Annotated in this window: 21 protein-coding genes; 5 read left to right on the top strand and 16 right to left on the bottom strand. The window is 62.3% G+C overall.

Annotated elements, in window-relative coordinates; translation table 11 throughout:
• Positions 1-146: 146 nt before the first annotated feature.
• Positions 147-2558, top strand: coding sequence for a penicillin-binding protein 1A (locus tag HWX53_RS26635; protein ID WP_175946480.1), 2412 nt, complete (start codon positions 147-149; stop codon positions 2556-2558).
• Between the two features lie 21 nt (positions 2559-2579).
• Here the strand turns inward: HWX53_RS26635 and cyaY are convergent, their stop codons facing one another.
• Entirely contained in the window at positions 2580-2897 is a 318-nt protein-coding gene (gene cyaY / locus HWX53_RS26630; RefSeq protein WP_175946478.1) for an iron donor protein CyaY, read from the bottom strand.
• Between the two features lie 35 nt (positions 2898-2932).
• Here cyaY and HWX53_RS26625 point away from each other — a divergent pair, with 35 nt between their 5' ends.
• Both HWX53_RS26625 and lysA read left to right on the top strand, forming a co-directional pair.
• Complete coding sequence (locus tag HWX53_RS26625; protein WP_175946476.1) at positions 2933-3256, top strand: lipoprotein; 324 nt, start codon at positions 2933-2935, stop codon at positions 3254-3256.
• Positions 3257-3301: 45 nt separating this feature from the next.
• Entirely contained in the window at positions 3302-4564 is a 1263-nt protein-coding gene (lysA, locus tag HWX53_RS26620) for a diaminopimelate decarboxylase (protein ID WP_175946474.1), read from the top strand.
• A 49-nt stretch (positions 4565-4613) separates the two neighbouring features.
• Here the strand turns inward: lysA and msrQ are convergent, their stop codons facing one another.
• The 5 genes from msrQ to HWX53_RS26595 form a co-directional block, all read right to left on the bottom strand.
• Positions 4614-5282 (bottom strand): protein-methionine-sulfoxide reductase heme-binding subunit MsrQ, encoded by a 669-nt coding sequence (msrQ, locus tag HWX53_RS26615; protein WP_175946473.1) that lies wholly within the window; start codon positions 5280-5282, stop codon positions 4614-4616.
• Positions 5283-5284: 2 nt separating this feature from the next.
• A complete protein-coding gene (msrP, locus tag HWX53_RS26610) occupies positions 5285-6274 on the bottom strand; it encodes a protein-methionine-sulfoxide reductase catalytic subunit MsrP (RefSeq protein ID WP_175946471.1) in 990 nt (329 codons plus the stop codon).
• A 128-nt stretch (positions 6275-6402) separates the two neighbouring features.
• On the bottom strand, positions 6403-7605 hold the full coding sequence (ccsB, locus tag HWX53_RS26605) for a c-type cytochrome biogenesis protein CcsB (RefSeq protein WP_175946468.1): 1203 nt from the start codon (positions 7603-7605) through the stop codon (positions 6403-6405).
• A 4-nt stretch (positions 7606-7609) separates the two neighbouring features.
• Positions 7610-9853: a cytochrome c biogenesis protein ResB gene (locus HWX53_RS26600; protein ID WP_175946466.1), complete on the bottom strand. Its 2244-nt coding sequence runs from the start codon at positions 9851-9853 to the stop codon at positions 7610-7612.
• A gap of 175 nt (positions 9854-10028) precedes the next feature.
• Positions 10029-10691 (bottom strand): c-type cytochrome, encoded by a 663-nt coding sequence (locus HWX53_RS26595; protein WP_175946464.1) that lies wholly within the window; start codon positions 10689-10691, stop codon positions 10029-10031.
• Positions 10692-11000: 309 nt separating this feature from the next.
• Here HWX53_RS26595 and yihA point away from each other — a divergent pair, with 309 nt between their 5' ends.
• Positions 11001-11654: a ribosome biogenesis GTP-binding protein YihA/YsxC gene (gene yihA / locus HWX53_RS26590; protein ID WP_175946462.1), complete on the top strand. Its 654-nt coding sequence runs from the start codon at positions 11001-11003 to the stop codon at positions 11652-11654.
• Between the two features lie 260 nt (positions 11655-11914).
• Positions 11915-12913 (top strand): porphobilinogen synthase, encoded by a 999-nt coding sequence (gene hemB / locus HWX53_RS26585; protein ID WP_175946460.1) that lies wholly within the window; start codon positions 11915-11917, stop codon positions 12911-12913.
• Between the two features lie 53 nt (positions 12914-12966).
• Here hemB and dsbD read toward each other — a convergent pair whose 3' ends face one another.
• The 10 genes from dsbD to secY form a co-directional block, all read right to left on the bottom strand.
• Positions 12967-14802, bottom strand: a complete 1836-nt coding sequence (dsbD, locus tag HWX53_RS26580) for a protein-disulfide reductase DsbD (protein ID WP_175946458.1) — start codon at positions 14800-14802, stop codon at positions 12967-12969.
• Complete coding sequence (gene cutA, locus HWX53_RS26575) at positions 14795-15106, bottom strand: divalent-cation tolerance protein CutA (protein ID WP_175946561.1); 312 nt, start codon at positions 15104-15106, stop codon at positions 14795-14797. The genes dsbD and cutA overlap by 8 nt, the downstream gene beginning before the upstream one ends.
• Before the next feature lie 167 nt (positions 15107-15273).
• Entirely contained in the window at positions 15274-15669 is a 396-nt protein-coding gene (rplQ, locus tag HWX53_RS26570; protein WP_008344047.1) for a 50S ribosomal protein L17, read from the bottom strand.
• Between the two features lie 160 nt (positions 15670-15829).
• A complete protein-coding gene (gene rpoA / locus HWX53_RS26565) occupies positions 15830-16807 on the bottom strand; it encodes a DNA-directed RNA polymerase subunit alpha (RefSeq protein ID WP_159837170.1) in 978 nt (325 codons plus the stop codon).
• Between the two features lie 146 nt (positions 16808-16953).
• Positions 16954-17577, bottom strand: coding sequence for a 30S ribosomal protein S4 (rpsD, locus tag HWX53_RS26560; RefSeq protein ID WP_159837171.1), 624 nt, complete (start codon positions 17575-17577; stop codon positions 16954-16956).
• Between the two features lie 145 nt (positions 17578-17722).
• Positions 17723-18127 carry a 30S ribosomal protein S11 gene (gene rpsK, locus HWX53_RS26555; protein WP_006052224.1) on the bottom strand — a complete coding sequence of 135 codons (405 nt, stop codon included), beginning with the start codon at positions 18125-18127 and terminating at the stop codon, positions 17723-17725.
• A 28-nt stretch (positions 18128-18155) separates the two neighbouring features.
• Positions 18156-18521: a 30S ribosomal protein S13 gene (rpsM, locus tag HWX53_RS26550; RefSeq protein WP_175946456.1), complete on the bottom strand. Its 366-nt coding sequence runs from the start codon at positions 18519-18521 to the stop codon at positions 18156-18158.
• 41 nt (positions 18522-18562) lie between these two features.
• The gene (rpmJ, locus tag HWX53_RS26545; protein WP_004199844.1) at positions 18563-18679 is read right to left on the bottom strand and encodes a 50S ribosomal protein L36; all 117 of its coding nucleotides are present in this window, start codon (positions 18677-18679) and stop codon (positions 18563-18565) included.
• A gap of 20 nt (positions 18680-18699) precedes the next feature.
• On the bottom strand, positions 18700-18918 hold the full coding sequence (infA, locus tag HWX53_RS26540) for a translation initiation factor IF-1 (protein WP_004521905.1): 219 nt from the start codon (positions 18916-18918) through the stop codon (positions 18700-18702).
• A gap of 9 nt (positions 18919-18927) precedes the next feature.
• Entirely contained in the window at positions 18928-20274 is a 1347-nt protein-coding gene (gene secY / locus HWX53_RS26535; RefSeq protein WP_175946454.1) for a preprotein translocase subunit SecY, read from the bottom strand.
• Positions 20275-20298 lie beyond the last annotated feature (24 nt).

Raw genomic sequence — 20298 nt, 5'->3', positions numbered from 1 at the left:
TGCGGTGGCAGGATGTTTTGCGGGACTATCGCGGGTATTGTTGGAGGTGGAAAAGCCAGCGCGACGCATCGGTCAGGTGTCTGGAGTCCCTAGGAAAAACCCGAAACCCGGACGGCTATAATCGCGGGACTGTTTTTGGTGGTGCTATGCAATCCTCTTCCCCGACCAATCCGCCTGCCACGCCGCCCGAACGGCCCAAGAAGGCATCACGCCCCTGGTACACACGGCTGTTTCTCGGTTTTCTCGTCAGCGTTTTCGCGCTGATCGTCTGTGCTGGACTGGTGCTGGGCTATGCGCTCGTCGTCGCGATGCCGAACCTGCCGTCGCTCGAAGCGCTCACCGACTATCGTCCCAAGGTGCCGCTGCGCATCTATACGGCGGATCACGTGCTGATCGGCGAATTCGGCGAAGAACGCCGCAGCGTCGTACGCATTCGGGACGTGCCCGATCATCTGAAGAAGGCGGTGCTCGCCATCGAAGACGCGCGTTTCTATGACCACGGCGGCGTCGATCTGACGGGCATTCTGCGCGCGGGCAGCGTCGCGCTGACGAACGGCCACGCGTCGCAGGGCGCGAGCACGATCACCATGCAGGTCGCGCGAAACTTCTTCCTGTCGAGCGAGAAGACCTATACGCGCAAGATTTACGAAATGCTGCTCGCGTACAAGATCGAGCGGGCACTGACGAAAGATCAGATTCTCGAGGTGTATATGAATCAGATCTATCTCGGGCAGCGCGCCTACGGTTTCGCGAGCGCGGCGCGCGTCTATTTCGGTAAGGATCTGAAGGACATCACGCTCGCGGAAGCCGCCATGCTCGCCGGTCTGCCGAAAGCGCCGTCGGCGTATAACCCGGTGGTCAATCCGAAGCGCGCCAAGGTGCGGCAGGAGTACATTCTTCAGCGCATGCGCGAACTCGGCTTCATCACCGAAGACGAGTACGAACAAGCGGCCAAGCAGCCGCTCGTCGTGAAAGGCCAGGGGCGCGAATTCAGCGTCCACGCCGAATACGTCGCGGAAATGGTGCGCCAGATGATGTACGCGCAGTATCGCGAGGAAGCGTACACGCGCGGCCTCAACGTCGTGACGACGATCGATTCCGCCGATCAGGACGCCGCGTATCACGCCGTGCGCAAAGGCTTGATGGACTACGAGCGGCGTCACGGCTATCGCGGGCCGGAGGGTTTCATCGATTTGCCGTCGAACGCGGACGACCGCGAACAGGCCATCGACGACGCGCTCGCCGAGCATCCGGACAACGGCGAGATCGTCGCGGCCGTGGTGACGGCGGCGAGCACGAAGGAAGTGAAGGCGAGCTTCATCGACGGCAACGTGGCCACCGTGAGCGGCAGCAATCTGCGCTTCGTCGCGAACGCGCTTTCGCCGCGCGCGCAGCCGAACCAGCGCATTCGTCCGGGCGCCATCGTACGGCTCGTAAAGAACGACGACGGCGACTGGACCATCACGCAACTGCCGCAAGTGGAAGGCGCGCTCATTTCGATGGTGCCGCAGGACGGCGCGATTCGCGCGCTCGTCGGCGGGTTCGACTTCAACAAGAACAAGTTCAATCACGTCACGCAAGCATGGCGTCAGCCGGGGTCGAGCTTCAAGCCGTTTATTTACTCGGCATCGCTGGAGAAGGGTTTGTCGCCGGCGACGATCATCAACGACGGACCGCTCTTCTTCAGCGCCGCGGAAACCGGCGGCCAGGCGTGGGAGCCGAAGAACTACGGCGGCGGCTTCGACGGCCCGATGACCATGCGCACCGCGCTACAGAAGTCGAAGAACATGGTGTCGATCCGCATTCTGAACACCATCGGCACGAAGTACGGACAGCAGTACATCACGCGCTTCGGCTTCGACGCCGACCGCCATCCCGCCTATCTGCCGATGGCGCTCGGCGCGGGTCTCGTCACGCCGCTGCAAATGGCCGCCGGCTACGCGGTGTTCGCGAACGGCGGGTATCGCGTGAATCCGTATCTGATTGCCGATATCACCGATCCTTACGGCGCGGTCGTGTCGCATCCGCAACCGCTCGTCGCGCAGCAGAGCGCGCCGCTCGCCATCACGCCGCGCAACGCGTATGTGATGAACAGCCTGCTGCAAAGCGTCGCGCAGCACGGCACGGCCGCGAAGACGAATCAGCTCAAGCGCAGCGATCTGGCCGGTAAGACCGGCACGACGAACGATTCGCGCGACGCGTGGTTCGCCGGCTACCAGCGTTCGCTCGTGGCGATCGCGTGGGTGGGCTACGACAATCCGCGCAGCCTCGGCGACAAGGAAACCGGCGGCGGGCTCGCGCTGCCGGTCTGGATGGACTACATGAGCCGCGCGCTGCAAGGCGTGCCCGAGTACAAGCCGTTAATGCCGCCCGACGTGAAATCGCTCGGCGGCGAGCTGTACTACGACGACATGACGCCGGGCCACGGCTTCATCGCGACCATCGGCGTCAGTCAGGCGCCGCCGCAGGAAGGCGGTGTGTCGGGCGTGACCGCGCCCGCGCCGGATGTCGGCGAGCAGGAAAAGCAGGACATCATGAATCTGTTCAAGGGGCAATGAGCCTTGCGCGCCCCGCGCCGGTCACGCTTTGAAGCTGACCGGCTGGCCTGCCTGCGCGGTGGAATGCTGCGAAAGCGCCGCGAAAAACTCGCTGTTGTCGCGGGTATCGCGCCACTGGCCGTCGACGAACTTGTAGTGGAATCCGCCCGCCTTCGCCGCGAGCCAGATTTCGTGTTTAGGCGGCTGAAGGTTCACGATCACCTTCGTCCGGTTCTCGAATTCCAGCGTCAACACGTTGCCGCTCCGCTCGAATTCGATATCGGCTTCGGCCTCGTCGACGGACCGCTCGATCGCCGTCAGCACGGCCTCCGCCAAGGTCAGGTATTCCTGGTCTGTCATGCTAAACTCCATCGATTCTATGTACAGGGACGGTCATGCGAGCTGTTTTCAGGATGAGCGCGATTGTAGCGGCTGTCAGCGTTTGTGCCGCGACCACGCTCACGCTCGGCGGTTGCGGGCAACGCGGTCCGCTTTATCTCCCCGTCGTGCCTCCCATGCCGCAGCGCCCTGAGAACCTTCAGGATACGCCGCCTTCCGACGTGACTCCCGGTGACGAAACCGCGTCGCGCGCCGGCAAGACCGGAGCGAACGCGGCGGGCGACGTGCCCGACACGTCGGGCGCACCGCTTTCGCTCGCTCCCGAGACGGACCTCAAATCGACGCCCGCGGCGCCGAAAGCCGCGTCGTCGGCCGAGTAACCGGCAAGCTCTTCGCGCACCGCGCATCTTCCATTCCAAGCACGCATGAGTGATTCCGCATTCCATTATGTCGACGGCGTGCTGCACGCCGAAGGCGTCTCCGCCGCGTCGCTCGCGCAGCAGTTCGGCACGCCGCTTTACGTCTATTCCCGCGATGCCTTGACGCGCGCCTATCGCGCTTACGCCGATGCGTGCGCCGGACGCCGCGCGGTCGTGCATGTCGCCGTGAAGGCCAACAGCAATCTCGCGGTGCTCAACGTGTTCGCGCGCATGGGCGCGGGCTTCGACATCGTCTCGTCGGGCGAACTCGCGCGCGTGCTCGCAGCGGGCGGCAAGGCGGAAAACACGGTGTTTTCGGGCGTCGGGAAGTCGGCGGCGGAGATGCGCGAGGCGCTGGAAGCGGGCGTCAAGTGCTTCAACGTCGAGTCGATTCCCGAGCTTCACGCGCTCAACGCAGTCGCGAAGTCGCTCGGCAAGCGCGCGCCGGTTTCGTTGCGCGTGAACCCGGACGTGGACGCGAAGACGCATCCGTACATTTCCACGGGCCTCAAGTCGAACAAGTTCGGCGTGGCGTTCAGCGACGCGCGCGCGACGTATCGCGAGGCGCACGCGATGCCCAATCTCGATGTCGTCGGCATCGACTGCCATATCGGCTCGCAGATCACCGAGATCAGCCCGTATCTCGACGCGCTCGACAAGTTGCTCGATCTCGTCGAGCAGATCGAGTCCGACGGCATGTCCATTCGTCATGTGGACGTCGGCGGCGGTCTCGGCATCACGTACGACGACGAGACGCCGCCCGATATCGGCGATTTCGTGCGCGCGCTGCTCGCGCATATCGAAAAGCGCGGCCACGGTCAGCGCGAAGTGTATTTCGAGCCGGGGCGCTCGCTCGTCGGCAATGCGGGCGTGCTGCTCACGCGGGTCGAGTATCTGAAACCGGGAGAGGAGAAGAGCTTCGCCATTGTCGATGCCGCCATGAACGACCTCGCGCGTCCCGCGATGTACGAGGCGTTTCATCGCATCGTGCCGGTCGTGAAGCGCGACGCGCCCGCGCACAAGTACGACGTGGTCGGCCCCGTCTGCGAAAGCGGCGACTGGCTCGGGCGCGATCGCGATCTGGCTGTCGAGCCGGGCGACTTGCTCGCCATCTGCTCGGCCGGCGCGTACGGCTTCGTGATGAGTTCGAACTACAACACGCGCCCGCGCGCCGCCGAAGTCATGGTCGACGGCGAGCGAGCCCGCCTCGTGCGCCAACGCGAAGAGGTGCGGCAGTTGTTCGCCGGAGAGTCGATCCTGCCGGACTGACGCTCGCTCGAACTCACACCGACAAAGCGATGCCGAGGCATCGCTTTTTTCATGCGCGCGTCGCGGCTTTCGCCTTCAGCCATACAAGCAGACGCCAGCCGAGCAACGCAATCACGATCGCGCCGTAGATCTTCGGCAGTATCAGATCGTGCTTGCCCGCCTTCATCCACCAGAAATGCAGGATGGCGAGCGCGGCGATGACATAGATCGCGCGATGCAGCGTCTGCCAGCGTCGGCCGAGCTTGCGCACCATCGCTTTGGGCGACGTGATAGCGAGCGGAATCAGCAACACGAACGCCGCGAATCCGACCGTGATGAACGGCCGCTTGCCGATGTCCTTCAGAATCTCCGCGACGTCGAACCACTTGTCGAACCAGAAGTACGTCGTGAAATGCAGCGCGGCGTAAAAGAACGCAAAGAGCCCGATCATGCGGCGAAAGCGCACGAGCGCGGTCACGCCGGTCAGGCGTCGGGCGGGCGTGATGGCGAGCGTGATGCACAGGAACACGAGCGTCCAGAGCCCGGTCGACCGCGTGATGAACTCGATCGGGTTCGCGCCCAGCCCGCCATGCACGCCCGTCACGCCGAGCAGCACGAGGCGCGCGAGCGGATACAGCGCGGCAATAAACACCGCGACCTTCGCGGGCACGATCCAGCGCGGCCCCGTCTGTGCGCGCGCCCGCGGCTGCGCCGTCTTGATATCGGTTGCGGTCGGCATGGTCAGAAGTTCTTCTTGAGGTCCATGCCCTGATACAGCGACGCGACCTGATCGCCGTAGCCGTTGAACATCAGCGTCTTGCGTTTGGGCGTGAAGAATCCGTCCTCGCCGATGCGCCGCTCCGTCGCCTGGCTCCAGCGCGGGTGATCCACGTTCGGATTCACGTTCGAATAGAAGCCGTATTCGTTCGGCGCGTAGGCGTTCCAGCTCGTCGGCGGCTGCTTTTCCACGAAGCGGATCTTGACCAGCGACTTCGCGCTCTTGAAGCCGTACTTCCACGGCACCACGATCCGCACCGGCGCGCCGTTCTGGTTCGGCAACACTTCGCCGTACAGGCCGACAGTCAGGAGCGTGAGCGGGTTCATCGCTTCATCCATGCGCAGACCCTCGGAATACGGCCAGTCGAGGATCGGCGTCGACAGCCCCGGCATCTGCGAACGGTCCGCGAGCGTGATGAACTGCACGTACTTGGCGTTGCCCGTCGGCTCCGCGCGCTTGATCAGTTCGGACAGCGATACGCCGATCCACGGAATGACCATCGACCAGCCTTCGACGCATCGCAGCCGGTAGATGCGCTCTTCCAGCGGCGCGAGCTTCAGGATCTCGTCGATGTCGTAGACCTTCGGATTCTTGATCTCGCCTTCCACCGACACTTTCCACGGCCGCGGACGCAGCGTGCCCGCGTGCTCGGCCGGATCGCCCTTGTCGGTCCCGAACTCGTAGAAGTTGTTGTACGTGGTGACGTCTTTGAGCGGCGTCGGCTTGTCAAGCGCGACGAACTTCGCATTGGTCTTCGCGGCGAGTTTCTGACCCTTCGCATCGGGCGAAGTCAGCGTCGCGTGGGCGAGACCGCTCGCGCCCGCGAGTCCCGTTGCCGCTAGCGCGCCCAACGAACGCAGCGCGCGGCGGCGGTTTTCGAACACGTCGCGCGGCGTGATCTCGTGACGGGGGATGTCGTCGCCATAAAGCGCGCCATTACGTTTGATCCACATGGAGCCGACTCCTTTGCTTTCGCGATACACAGGCAAACAGCAGAACCAGCGCCCGTATTCCACACCAAAACGAAAAAAAACCGCCAGCGCGACGCATGGCGGTTTCTCCTTTTTCTATGCCGGCCGGCTCACAGCTTGCCGTAACTGTGCAAGCCCGACAGGAACATGTTGACGCCGAGGAACGCGAACGTCGTCACGATCAGGCCCGTGAGCGCCCACCACGCCGCCGCCGCGCCGCGCAGGCCCTTCATCAGCCGCATGTGCAGCCACGCCGCGTAGTTCAGCCAGACGATCAGCGCCCACGTTTCCTTCGGGTCCCAGCTCCAGTAGCCGCCCCACGCTTCCGCCGCCCAGAGCGCGCCGAGAATGGTCGCGATGGTGAAGAACGCGAAGCCGACCGCGATCGACTTGTACATGACGTCGTCGAGCACTTCGAGCGACGGCAGGCGGTCCGCCAGCACGCCGCGCTGCTTGGCGAGATACGCGACCGACACCATCGCGGAAAGCGCGAAGCTGCCGTATCCGATGAAGTTCGCCGGCACGTGAATCTTCATCCACCAGCTTTGCAGCGCGGGTACGAGCGGCTGAATCTGCTGCGCGTCGCGCGCAATCGAATACCACATCAGGAAGCCGACGGCCGCGCTGATCACGAGCAGCACGAACGCGCCCATTTGCCGCGTTGCGTAATGCTGCTCGTAGTAGAGGTAGAACAGCGACGTGATGAGGCAGAACAGCACGAAGACTTCGTAGAGATTCGAAATGGGAATGTGGCCGACGTCGGTGCCGATCATGTACGACTCGTACCAGCGCACCATCATGCCGGTGAAGCCCATCAGCACCGCGACCCACGTCATGCGCGAGCCGATCGCGCCGCCCGTCTGCGACCGCGTGACAAGCCCGATCCAGTAGAAGAGCGTCGCGAGAACGAAGAGCGCGCTCATCCACAGAATCGCGGACTGGCTCGACAAGAAATACTTGAGGAAGAAATTGGTGTCGGCACGTGCCAGATCGTGCTGATAAAGCTGAATCGACAGCAGCGACATGACCGCGATCAGCGCGATCAGCAAGCGCACCGGCTTCCAGCGCCAGCCGAGCACGACGAACGTCGGCACGGCGCCGACCAGCACCGCCGTGTCGTACACATCCATGTACGCGTGATAGCGGTTGAGCGCGAAACCCGCGCCCGCGACCATCGCGATGGCGAACAGCCAGTCGAGCGCGCCGAGCCTGCGGAAGAACGGACGGTCGTCGAACACGGCGACATCGGGAAGGCTCGATGCCGGACGTTCCGTCTTGGCGGAGGCGTGGGAGGAAGTCTGTGTGAGGTCCATGATCTTACCGTGATGAAACTTCCGAGCTCGCGGCTTCGGATTGCGATTGCGGCGCGGCGGACGCCGGCACATTCTGAGCGGTCGGTGGCGCGGCCGGGTCGATCGGCGAAGCGCCCAGCGCCGCGCCGACCGACGCCCGCGTGCGCTCGAATTCCTTCTCGAAATCCAGCGTCCGGCGCGCGGTGGACATGGCCATCAGCACGCTTGCGCCGCCCTGTCCTGAATCTTTGAGCCAGAACCAGAGCCGGCGTTCACGAACATAGAACATCGAGAAGATGCCGACGACCAGCAGAAGGCTGCCAAGATACACCACTTTTTTACCCGGCGCGCGCGTCAACTGGAATACCGAAGCTTGCACCTGCTTGAACGAATCCAATTGCAGGAAGACGGGAGAACCGTACAGAAAGCTGTCAGAAAGCGCGTTGATGGACGCCTGAACGAACGCCGTGCTCTTGTCGTCGATCTTCGCGTCGGGCTCGCCGTTCTGCTCGCGCGACATTTGCCAGACGTCCCACATCGCGCCTTCCAGCATGCGCATCAGCAGGCCCGCGGCCTTTTCTTGTTCGCCCTTCGGCACGGATTTGTCGATAAATGCGGCGATGCTCTGGAAACCGCCGTTCATCTGACCATTCGCGCTCGTCGCGCCGTTTGCGTCCGCGCCGGCGAACAGGTTCAGCACGCGCAGCGCGCTTTCTTCCAGATGCTTCTGCAACTCGGCGTTCTCCTGCGGCACCGAGCGCATCGCGAATCGGTGAGCCGCCGCGGCGCGGGTCGCGGGCGTTTGCAGCGCGGCGCGCAAGTTCATCCACTGCTTGACGGAGCCTTGCTCGTCGGCGGGAATGCGCAGATAGCGGAACGGATCGTTCGGGCTCACGCGCATGCCGGCGAGGAACATTCGCTGACCGCCGACATCTACCGGCAGCATGTAGTTGCTGTATTCGCGCGCCTGGCCGTCCGTGCCACGCACCTTGTACTGCACTGACGGGCCGATATTGCGCAGATCCGTCGGCCGCGATGTCTTCGCGCCGGAACCGAGGCGCTCGTCGAACGCGTCGCGCAGCGTTTCCTTCTTGCCGACGCCGCGCGCGTCCGGCGCGCCGCTGCCGTCCGTCATGTTCTCGACGTTGATCGCGCGGAAATCCGTGAATTCGACCGTTTCGCCCTGCGCGCCCGCGAACTGCGATGCAACCGGCGCGGTGCCGCCGATCGTCCCGTTGAAGGGCGAGGTCTTCGCGCTGCCGCCCGTCATCGGCCAGGCGGTCATTTCGAGTTTCGAGCCGCCGTCCTGAAAGCTCGATTGGTAAATCGACACGCCGTCATACGTGAACGGCTTGTTCACTTCGACGCGCGCCGGAATGCGCTTGCCGGTCTTGTGATCGATCACGACGATATCGCTCGCGAAGAGCTTCGGCATGCCGGTCGAGTAGTAATCGACGATGAACTTGTCGAGCTGAATGGAGAACGGCAGGTCCTGAATGATGGACCCGTCCTGCTGATTCAGAATGGCCGTGCCGACGTACTGCCCTTCCGGAACCCACGCGTAGCCACGAAATGTCGGATTCGACGTGGAAAGGCGATGCTCGGCGGGAATGTCGTTGATGACCGCGTTCGTGGCGACCGGTGTCTTGTTGAAGAGCCACATTTGCAGCTTGATCGGCAGATTGCTGTCCAGCAGGCCGCCGATGCAGATCACGACGATCGCGAGGTGCGCCGAGATATAGCCGAGCTTCGTGAGCGCGCCGCGCTTGCCGGCGATCAGCGTCGCGCCGGTGTCGGTCTCGCGCCGGACGAAGCGATAGCCCATCTTCGCGCTGAGGCGTTCGAGCGCTGCGGCGGTCTGCGCGCGATCCGCAGCAACCACGAACTCACCCTTGTGATGGAACGCGCGCAAGCTGCCTTCATGCACGCGATCCTTCCAGTTTTTGATATCCCCGATCATCTTCGGGCCATTGCGCACGACGCACAGCGACACCGAAATCACGAGGAACACGAGAATCAGCATGAACCACCACGCGCTGTACACGTTGTAGAGGCTCAGGCCGCGGAAGATGTCCGCCCAGAACGGGCCGAACTGGTTGACGTAGTTGGGGTACGGGTCTTCCTGCGTCAGCACCGTGCCGATGATGCTGGCGATCGCCAGCACGACCAGCAAGGCGATGGCAAAGCGCATCGAACTCACGAGCTCGACGAAATGCTTGATGGCGCGACGGCTCGATTTCGACTGCAATCCCGATGTGGTGATGCTCATTCAAACTCCGGCTGACAGCAAAAAAGGGTGGAGACGTAAGCGGTCTGACCGACCGACGTCCCACCCTTTTTCTTGTTTTCGCGCCTGCCTCTGTGGGCCGGCTTCGTGCGTAGTATGGGCGATTCCCCGCGTTTTTGCTCTTCGCCGGGGACCGCTGGACGCTCTCGTGCTGCGTTTAATGCAATCCGGCGACGTAATCCGCTACCGCTTTCATTTCCGCTTCGTTCAGGCGCGAGGCGATGGCGTGCATCGGTTCGCTGTTGTTGCGCGTGCCCTGGGCGAAGGCATTGAGCTGCGCTACCGTGTAATCGCCCCACTGCCACGACAGCCGCGGATACTGCACCGGAATGCCCATGCCCGTCGCGCCGTGGCACGCGGCGCACGCCGGCACGCCTTTGTCCGCAATCCCGCCGCGATAGATCTTCTGGCCGAGCGCGACGTCGGTCTTGTCGCGAGCGTAGTTCGGCTTGGTTTGCTGAGACGCGAAGTACGCCGCCACGTTCACCATGTCCTGATCCGACAGCGCCCCGGCAATGCCCGTCATGATCGGATTGTTGCGCGCCGGCGCCTTTGCGCCCGGCTGCGTCTTGTAATCCTTCAACTGCTTGACGATGTAGTCGGCGTGCTGCCCCGCGAGCTTGGGAAACGCGGCGCCGGCGCTGTTGCCGTCCGCCGCGTGACACGCCGCGCAAACCTGGGTCGCGATGGCCTGACCTCTTGCCGCATCCGGCTTGGCCGGCGGGGCCGCCTCCGCCGCATTCACTGAAACCGATACCGCCAATCCACCGAGAGCCGCCGCTGCCTGAAGCACCACCAGAGACCTGTACAGTCGGTTCATTCGCGTACCCTGTTTTTCGTCTTGTGAGAATGTTAGGTTCTGCAAAAAACGACGGCAGCCGAATATGGCCGCAAGTACCCGAACGAAAGGGCTCAAAAGATGCCCTGAAACTGTCTCGCTCCTTTATGGGTGACGCCTGCAGCCTGGGTCTTGCGCCCATGCGGGTCTTTAAAAATCCGTCGTATTGTACAATAACCCGCTACACGCAAAGACGCCAGTCGGGGCATGCCCAGTATCGCCGGGGTTCTCTAGGCTTCGAGTCGACGCCTCTCTCTCGCGCTCTTTCGCGCGCTTTCGTCCCGCCCGCCAATGCCATTTCTGCTCCATCAAGCCCGCTTCTTCACCACGGTCAATCACCTGCGCGATCTTCCGCCGACGCCGCAGCCGGAAATCGCATTCGCGGGTCGCTCGAACGCCGGAAAGTCGACGGCGATCAACGTGCTCTGCAATCAGAAACGGCTCGCGTTCGCGAGTAAGACGCCGGGACGCACGCAGCACATCAACTACTTCTCAGTGGGGCCGGAAGCCGCGCCGGTCGGGCATCTCGTCGACTTGCCGGGCTACGGCTACGCCGAAGTGCCCGGCGCGGCGAAGGCGCACTGGCAGCAGTTGCTCTCGACCTACCTTCAGAGCCGCGCGCAACTACGCGGCATGATTCTGATGATGGATTCGCGCCGTCCGCTGACGGAACTCGACCGCATCATGGTCGACTGGTTCGCGCCGACCGGCAAGCCGATCCACGCGCTCCTCACAAAGTGCGACAAATTGACGCGACAAGAGATGACCAACGCCCTGCGCGCGACGCAGAAGTCGTTCGGCGAATACAAGGCCGCCGGTTATCGCGGGGAGTTGAGCGTGCAGTTGTTTTCCGCCCTCAAGCGCACGGGCCTCGACGAAGCGCACGAATTGATCGAAAGCTGGCTTTTGCCCGCCGAAGCGGCATCCGAAGACGCGGCCGAGTGATCTCGTAGTGGCAGCAGAGTTGCGAGCGGGATAAAAAAACCCGCCGCATGACGGCGGGTGAACAGCCTTATCGAATAACGACAGGCACCCGCTCAGGGAGGAGAAGCGGGGAGCGCGGCGCGAGCGCCTTGCTCGCTGGCTATGATATACCATTGTCTCAAATCGCCTCCGAAACGCTCGCCGGCTTGTCCAGCATGGCTTTGCGGCACACAGCGCACGTTTTGGATCTCCTCCTGAAGCACGTCAATCCGAGTCGAGTCATGAGTTTTTATCCGCATCATCGCCCGCGCCGCATGCGCCGCGATGACTTCTCGCGCCGTCTGATGCGCGAGAACATTCTCACCACCAACGACCTCATTTATCCGGTGTTCATCGTCGAAGGCGCGAATGTGCGTCAGGCGGTGCCGTCGATGCCGGGCGTCGAGCGCACGTCCGTCGATCTGCTGATGAAGGTCGCCGAGCAATGCGTCGAGTTGGGCGTGCCGGTGATTTCGCTTTTCCCGGCGATCGAGCCGTCGCTCAAGACGCCCGACGGCCGCGAGGCGACGAATCCCGATGGTCTGATTCCGCGCGCGGTGCGCGAACTGAAGAAGAACTTTCCGATGCTCGGCGTGCTGACCGACGTCGCGCTCGACCCGTATACGAGCCACGGCCAGGACGGCGTGCTCGACGAAGAAGGCTACGTCAAGAACGACGAAACCAGCGAAATCCTCGTTGATCAGGCGCGCACGCAGGCGGAAGCGGGCGTGGATATCGTCGCGCCGTCGGACATGATGGACGGGCGTATCGGCGCGATCCGCGAAATGCTGGAAAGCGACGGCCACATCCACACGCGCATCATGGCGTATGCCGCGAAGTACGCGTCGGCGTTCTACGGCCCGTTCCGCGACGCGGTCGGCTCCGCCGGCAATCTCGGCAAGGGTAACAAGATGACGTATCAGATGGACCCGTCGAACTCGGACGAAGCCATGCGCGAAGTGCGCATGGATATCGAGGAAGGCGCGGACATGGTGATGGTCAAGCCCGGCATGCCGTATCTCGATATCGTCTGGCGCGTGAAGGACGAGTTCCGCTTTCCGACGTATGCGTATCAGGTCAGCGGCGAGTACGCGATGATCAAGGCCGCGACGCAGAACGGCTGGCTCGATCACGACAAGGCAATGATGGAATCGCTGCTCGCGTTCAAGCGCGCGGGCGCGGACGGCGTGCTGACGTACTTTGCGCTGGACGCTGCGCGGATTTTGCGCGCGTCGAAGTAAAACTGCGCTTTGGAAGATCAAAGGGCGATGCCTTGGGGCATCGCCCTTTTCTTTTAGCCGTTCGAAGGCCCGAGCTTGTCGAGGCGCTTCAGGAACGTGTCCGCCGACTCATAGCCGACGACGCGCAAAACCTCGTTGCCCTGAGCGTCGAAGAAAATGATGCCCGGTGGCCCGAACAGCTTGAAACGCTTCAGCAGCGCCTGATCGTCCGCATTGTTCGCGGTGACGTCGGCGCGCAGCAGGTTCAGTTGGGCGAGTCGCGCCTGAACGCGGGCATCGGAGAAGGTCAGGTTCTCCATTTCCTTGCAGGAGACGCACCAGTCCGCGTAGAAGTCCAGCATCGCCGGGCGGGCGGCGGCTTTGACGGCTGAGTCCAGTTCCGTCGACGATCGCACTGGCGCGAAAGTCGGCGATTGATTCCGCGCGGCGGCAGTCGCGGACGGATCGGCGCGCGATGTCAGAACGGCGAGCGGCTGCAACGGATCGGTCGATCCCGCCGCGAGACCGACGATAAGCGCGGCCGCCCAAATCACGCAAACCGCGCCGAGCCCGCGCCCGAGGCGCTTCCACACCGTTGCCGGCCCAGCCGTGACCGCGCCGAAGACGCCGAGCGACGCGGCCGCAATCAAGAGCCACAGCGCGCCGAGCAACATACGCGCGACGCCGCCGATCACCGGCCACACGATCCACAACGCCGCCGCCAGCAGCATGACGCCGAAGAAAACCTTCACGCCGTCCATCCATGCGCCCGCTCGCGGCAGAATTGAGCCGGCGCCGAGCCCGATAACCAGCAGCGGCATACCGAGACCGATGCCCATCGCGAACAGCGCCGCACCGCCGAGCAGTGCGTTGCCCGTATGCGCGATGAACGCCAGCACGGCGAAAAGCGGGGCCGTCATGCACGCGCCGACGACCAGCGCGGACAACGCGCCCATCACGGCGACCGCGGCGAACTTGCCGCCGCTGCGCTTCTGCGATGCCTCGTTCACGCTGCTCTGCCACCGCTCCGGCAGCGCGATATCGACGCCCGAGATCAGCGTGACAGCGAAGACGGTAAGCAAGACGCCGAACGCGCCGAGCACCCACGGGTTCTGGAGCCACGCGCCGAGACTTTGCCCGATTAGCGCCGCCGCCACGCCGAGCGCGGTGTACACGAGCGCCATGCCGACGACATAAGAAACGGAAAGCGCAAAGCCGCGCGCCCGCGTCACGCGCGCGCCCTCGCCGACAATAATGGCGGAGAGAATCGGGATCATCGGGTACGAGCACGGCAGCAGACTCAGCACCATACCCGCCAGAAAGTACAGACCGACGACGGCGAAGAACCCGCCGCCTTCGAGCATGGACTGCGCGTAGTCGGCGCTCGTTGCGCGCTCGAAGAAGGATTGCGATGCATCCGTCGCCGGTTTGCTCGACGTCGAAGCGCCCGCAGGCTGCAACGCGGCGCCTTTCACGCGATACGTGCGCTCCATCGGCGGGTAACAGATGCCCTGATCGGCGCAACCTTGCGATGTCACGGCCAGTTCGAAGGGGCCCTTCGCCTGCGCGACGGGAATGCGGATCAGCAACTCGCCGCGATACGTCTCGACGTCCTTGTTAAACGTCTGGTCGAAGTGGACTTTGCCCGCCGGCAATTGAGCAGCGCCGATAGTCGCCTCGCCGTTCTTGACCGCGAAAGCGAACCGCTCGCGGTACATGTAGTAGCCGTCGGCGATCTTGTATCGCACGTCGACTTCGCCCGGCTGTTCGGAGGCGCTGAATCGGAACGCGACAGCCGGGTCGAGGAAATCGTCGGCAGCGCGCGCCGCGCCGATCACACCGCAGCACACGGCCAGCAGCAGCAAGGCGCCCCACGCGCGACGCCCGAAGAGTCGGAAAAGCTCAAACATGAATAGAACGCTGCGTTTCTGCATTGACCCACTGGCCGTAAGCCGGCGAAGCGTCCGCCTGCCAGACAAGGATCTCGGGCGTTTCGTACGGATGCCGCTGCGCGACGAATCGCTGAAGCTCATCTGCCCGCGCGACGCTCGTTTTGATCAGCATCTGCACTTCCTGCGACGACTCCACCGCGCCCTTCCAGTGATAGTGCGATTCGACCGCGCCGAGCTTGGTGACGCACGCGGCGAGACGCGCTTCGAGAATGCCCTGAGCGAGCGCGTTCGCCGATTCGGCATCGGGCAACGTGGTCAGCATCAGGACGACGGGAACGTTCACTCGCGGCTCCAGAAAAGCAGGTAACGACCAATATCGTAGCATTCGCCGACTGCGCCGCCTCACTACCGAACCAGCCCACGGAAAGGTACCGCCGAAAACAAAAAGGCCAAGCTGAGCTTGGCCTTTTTGCTGACTGCTACCGAAACTTATTCAGCTTCCTGAACTTCTTCGGTTTCTTCGACTTCCGGGCGATCCATCAGCTGGACCAGCGCCATCGGGGCGTTGTCGCCGACGCGGAAACCGAACTTCAGGATGCTCAGGTAGCCACCCGGACGGTTCGCGTAGCGCGGGCCGAGCACGTCGAACAGCTTCGCGACGGAATCACGATCGCGCAGGCGGTTGAACGCGAGACGGCGATTTGCCAGCGACGGCTTCTTGCCGAGCGTGATCAGCGGCTCGACGACCTTGCGCAGTTCCTTGGCCTTCGGCAGCGTCGTCTTGATGACTTCGTGCTCGATCAGCGAGTTCGACATGTTACGGAGCATTGCCAGACGGTGGCTGCTCGTGCGGTTCAGTTTCCGCAGACCATGCTTGTGACGCATTTTCAGTTCCTTTAACGAGTTTTGATCCAGCTCTTCTATTGCGCTCCGTTTTCACGGAAAGGCGCACGGGCCGGTCGAAGAAAAAAGCAAGACGCGGATTTTAAAGCAAAATCCGCGTCTTTGCCAGTTACAGCGCGACGTCCGCGATGACTTGCAGACTTTACTTGTCCAATCCGGCCGGCGGCCAGTTTTCGAGCTTCATGCCGAGCGTCAGGCCACGCGAAGCCAGCACTTCCTTGATCTCGTTCAGCGACTTGCGGCCCAGGTTCGGCGTCTTCAGCAGCTCGTTTTCCGTGCGCTGGATCAGATCGCCGATGTAGTAGATGTTCTCGGCCTTCAGGCAGTTCGCGGAGCGAACCGTGAGTTCGAGGTCGTCCACCGGACGCAGCAGGATCGGATCGATCTGCGGTGCACGCGACGGCGCTTCCGCTGCCGCTTCCGTGCCTTCCAGGGCTGCGAACACCGACAACTGATCCACCAGAATGCGCGCCGATTGACGGATCGCTTCTTCCGGCGAAATGACACCGTTGGTTTCGATGTTCATCACGAGCTTGTCGAGGTCGGTACGCTGTTCGACACGCGCGCTTTCCACGGCGTAGCTGACGCGACGCACCGGCGAGAACGACGCGTCCAGCACGATGCGGCCGATAATCTTCGCCGAATCTTCGCCGTAGCGACGCACGTTGCCCGGCACATAGCCGCGGCCCTTTTCGATCTTGATCTGAACGTCGAGCTTGCCGCCCTTCGACAGATGAGCGATCACGTGTTCCGGATTGATGACCTCGCAGTCGTGCGCGAGTTCGATATCGCCGGCAGTGACCACGCCTTCGCCTTCCTTGCGCAGCGTGACCGTAACTTCGTCGCGGTTGTGCAGCTTGAAGACGACGCCCTTCAGGTTCAACAGCAGGTTGACCACATCCTCTTGCACACCATCGAGCGTCGAGTATTCGTGCACGACGCCTGCGATCGTCACTTCGGTCGGCGCGTAGCCCACCATCGACGACAGCAGCACGCGCCGAAGCGCGTTACCCAAGGTGTGGCCATAGCCGCGTTCGAACGGCTCCATAACCACTTTCGCGTGGCTTTCGCCAAGCGATTCAACTGCAATGATCTTGGGCTTCAACAAACTGGTTTGCATAGGTTTTCCTTTTCAATACCCTCGGCTCGTTACACCGATAAGGCTGACCGGTAACAACCTGAAAATACACAGCCGGGGATGCCCCTTTGCCACGAGCAATCAGGCTCCCCGGCTGCAGATCCGGTTACTGCGCGAAGGCCGCGCGATTAACGCGAATACAATTCGACGATCAGGCTTTCGTTGATGTCGCCAGCGATATCGCTACGCTCCGGCATCGACTTGAACGTACCTTCGAACTTCTTCGCATCGACCGACACCCAGCTCGGCATGCCGCCTTGCTCTGCCAGCGACAGCGCTTCGACGATACGCGCCTGCTTGCGCGACTGTTCGCGCACGGAGACGACATCGCCAGCCTTCACTTGCAGCGACGGGATGTTGGCGACCTGGCCATTCACCATGATCGACTTGTGGCTCACGAGCTGACGCGCTTCAGCGCGGGTCGAGCCGAAGCCCATGCGATACACGACGTTGTCGAGACGCGACTCGAGCAGTTGCAGCAGGTTTTCGCCCGTCGGGCCCTTGCGGCGGTCGGCTTCAGCGAAGTAGCGGCGGAACTGACGCTCGAGAACGCCGTAGATACGCTTCACTTTCTGCTTTTCGCGCAACTGGGTGCCGTAGTCGGACGTACGCGCGCCCGAGGTGCGGCCGTGCTGGCCGGGCTTGCTGTCGAGCTTGCACTTGTCGGCGAGCGAGCGACGCGCGCTCTTCAGGAACAGATCGGTGCCTTCACGGCGGGACAGCTTGGCTTTGGGACCGGTATAGCGTGCCACGTTGAATCCTTAAAAATTAATCACGCGAACTTTCGTCCGCGCTAGTCCGAACCCTTTGGGCCGAACGGTGGGCTTAGTCAATTCACGACGCACGAATCCCGCCGATACTTTCGCATCAGCAGGAGCATGCGTTTGCGTCATCGCGTTAGATGCGACGGCGCTTCGGCGGACGGCAACCGTTGTGCGGGACCGGCGTCACGTCGGAGATCGCGGTGATCTTGATGCCAAGACCATGCAGCGCGCGCACCGCCGATTCACGGCCAGGACCGGGGCCCTTGATCCGCACTTCGAGGTTCTTCACGCCGTATTCCATCGCCACGCGGCCAGCCGATTCGGCTGCGACCTGAGCTGCAAACGGCGTCGACTTACGCGAGCCCTTGAAACCCTGACCGCCCGACGTCGCCCACGCGAGAGCGTTACCTTGACGATCGGTGATCGTGATGATGGTGTTGTTGAACGACGCGTGAACGTGAACCACGCCCTCGGCGACGTTCTTCTTAACCTTCTTGCGAACGCGTTGCGCCGCGGAGTTGTTCGAAGCCTTAGCCATTACGTTTTCCTGTAACTGTCAGTTCCGCTTACTTCTTCAGCGATTGCGCTGCACGACGCGGACCCTTGCGCGTACGGGCATTCGTGCGGGTGCGCTGGCCACGCAGGGGCAGGCCCTTGCGGTGACGCATGCCGCGGTAGCAACCCAAGTCCATCAGGCGCTTGATGTTCATCGTCACTTCACGGCGCAGGTCGCCTTCGACGATGAACTTGCCCACTTCGTCACGCAGCTTTTCGAGGTCTGCGTCAGTGAGGTCCTTGACCTTCTTCGAAAATTCCACACCAGCTGCGGTGCAAATGCCGCGAGCGCGCGTGCGACCGATGCCGAAGATTGCCGTCAGGCCGATCTCGGTATGCTGGTGATTCGGGATGTTAACCCCTGCGATACGAGCCATTGTTTTTCCTCAAACAAAAAGCGCAAGCAAAAGCGCGGCGTTCAGCCTTGACGCTGTTTGTGGCGCGGATCAGAGCTGCAAATCACGCGCACAACGCCCTTGCGCTTGATGATCTTGCAATTGCGGCAAATGCGCTTAACCGATGCCATCACTTTCATGATATTACCCTTTTTTCAAATCACTTCGCCCGGAACACGATCCGTGCACGAGACAGATCGTAAGGCGTCAATTCAACCGTAACCTTGTCGCCCGGCAGGATGCGGATGTAGTGCATCCGCATCTTTCCAGAAATGTGTCCCAGGACGACATGGCCATTTTCCAATTTCACCCGGAAAGTAGCGTTGGGCAGGTTTTCGATCACCTCGCCCTGCATCTGGATTACATCGTCTTTGGCCATAGTCCTTAATTAACGCATCGGGACATTGCCGCCCTTGAAGTTTGCCTTCTTGAGCAGCGATTCATATTGTTGCGACATAACGTACGACTGCACCTGAGCCATGAAGTCCATCGTGACGACGACAATGATCAGCAGCGACGTTCCACCAAAATAAAACGGCACGTTCCAGCGCAACACCAAGAACTCAGGCAACAGGCACACGAACACAATGTAGATCGCACCGGCCAGCGTCAAACGCGTGAGGATGCGGTCGATATACCGTGCAGTCTGATCGCCCGGACGGATACCCGGAACGAATGCACCGCTCTTCTTCAAGTTGTCGGCGGTTTCCCGGCTGTTGAACACCAGTGCGGTGTAAAAGAAGCAGAAGAAAACGATCGCCAACGCATACAGCAGCACGTACACCGGTTGACCGGGCTTAAGCGCCTCGGCCACGCCGTGCAGCGTGTTCGCGAACCAGTTGGTGCGCGTACCCGAACTGAACCAGTTCAGGATGGTTGCCGGGAAGAGGATGATCGACGACGCGAAGATCGGCGGAATCACACCCGACATGTTGAGCTTCAGCGGCAGATGGGACGACTGTCCGCCGTAAATCTTGTTACCGACCTGGCGCTTCGCGTAGTTCACGAGGATCTTGCGCTGACCGCGTTCGATGAACACGACCAGATACGTGACCGCCGCGATCAGCACGACGATGATGATCGCCGAGATGATGCTCATCGAACCGGTGCGGACCAACTCGAACAGACCGCCGATCGCGTTCGGGAAACCCGCCGCGATACCACCGAAGATGATGATCGAGATGCCGTTGCCGAGACCGCGCTCCGTGATCTGCTCACCCAGCCACATCAGAAACATCGTGCCCGTCACCAGCGTGACGACCGTCGTCAGCCGGAACACCATGCCGGGGTCCAGCACCAAAGCGGGCTGATTCTCCAGCGCCACCGCGATACCAAACGCCTGGAAGGTCGCGAGCACCACGGTGAAGATACGCGTGTACTGCGTGATCTTCCGCTGCCCCGCCTGCCCTTCCTTCTTCAACGCCTCCATCTGCGGCGACACGATCGACAGCAACTGCATGATGATCGACGCCGAAATGTAGGGCATGATGCCCAGCGCAAAGATCGTGAATCGCGACAGCGCGCCACCCGAGAACATGTTGAACATGCCAAGGATGCCGCCCGACTGGCTCTGGAACAGCTTGGCCAGTTGATCCGGATCGATGCCGGGAACCGGAATGTGCGCACCAATGCGGTAGACGATCAGCGCCAGCAGCAGGAACACTGCACGCCGACGCAGATCGCCGAATTTCGCCGCGCTTCGACCGGGTTTTGCGAGACTCGGGCTGTTAGCCAAGAACCTTCTCCGATGCTAGTGCTA

Source organism: Caballeronia sp. BCC1704, assembly GCF_902833455.1.
Taxonomy (GTDB): Bacteria; Pseudomonadota; Gammaproteobacteria; order Burkholderiales; family Burkholderiaceae; genus Caballeronia.
This window is presented reverse-complemented; position numbering and strand designations above follow the sequence as displayed.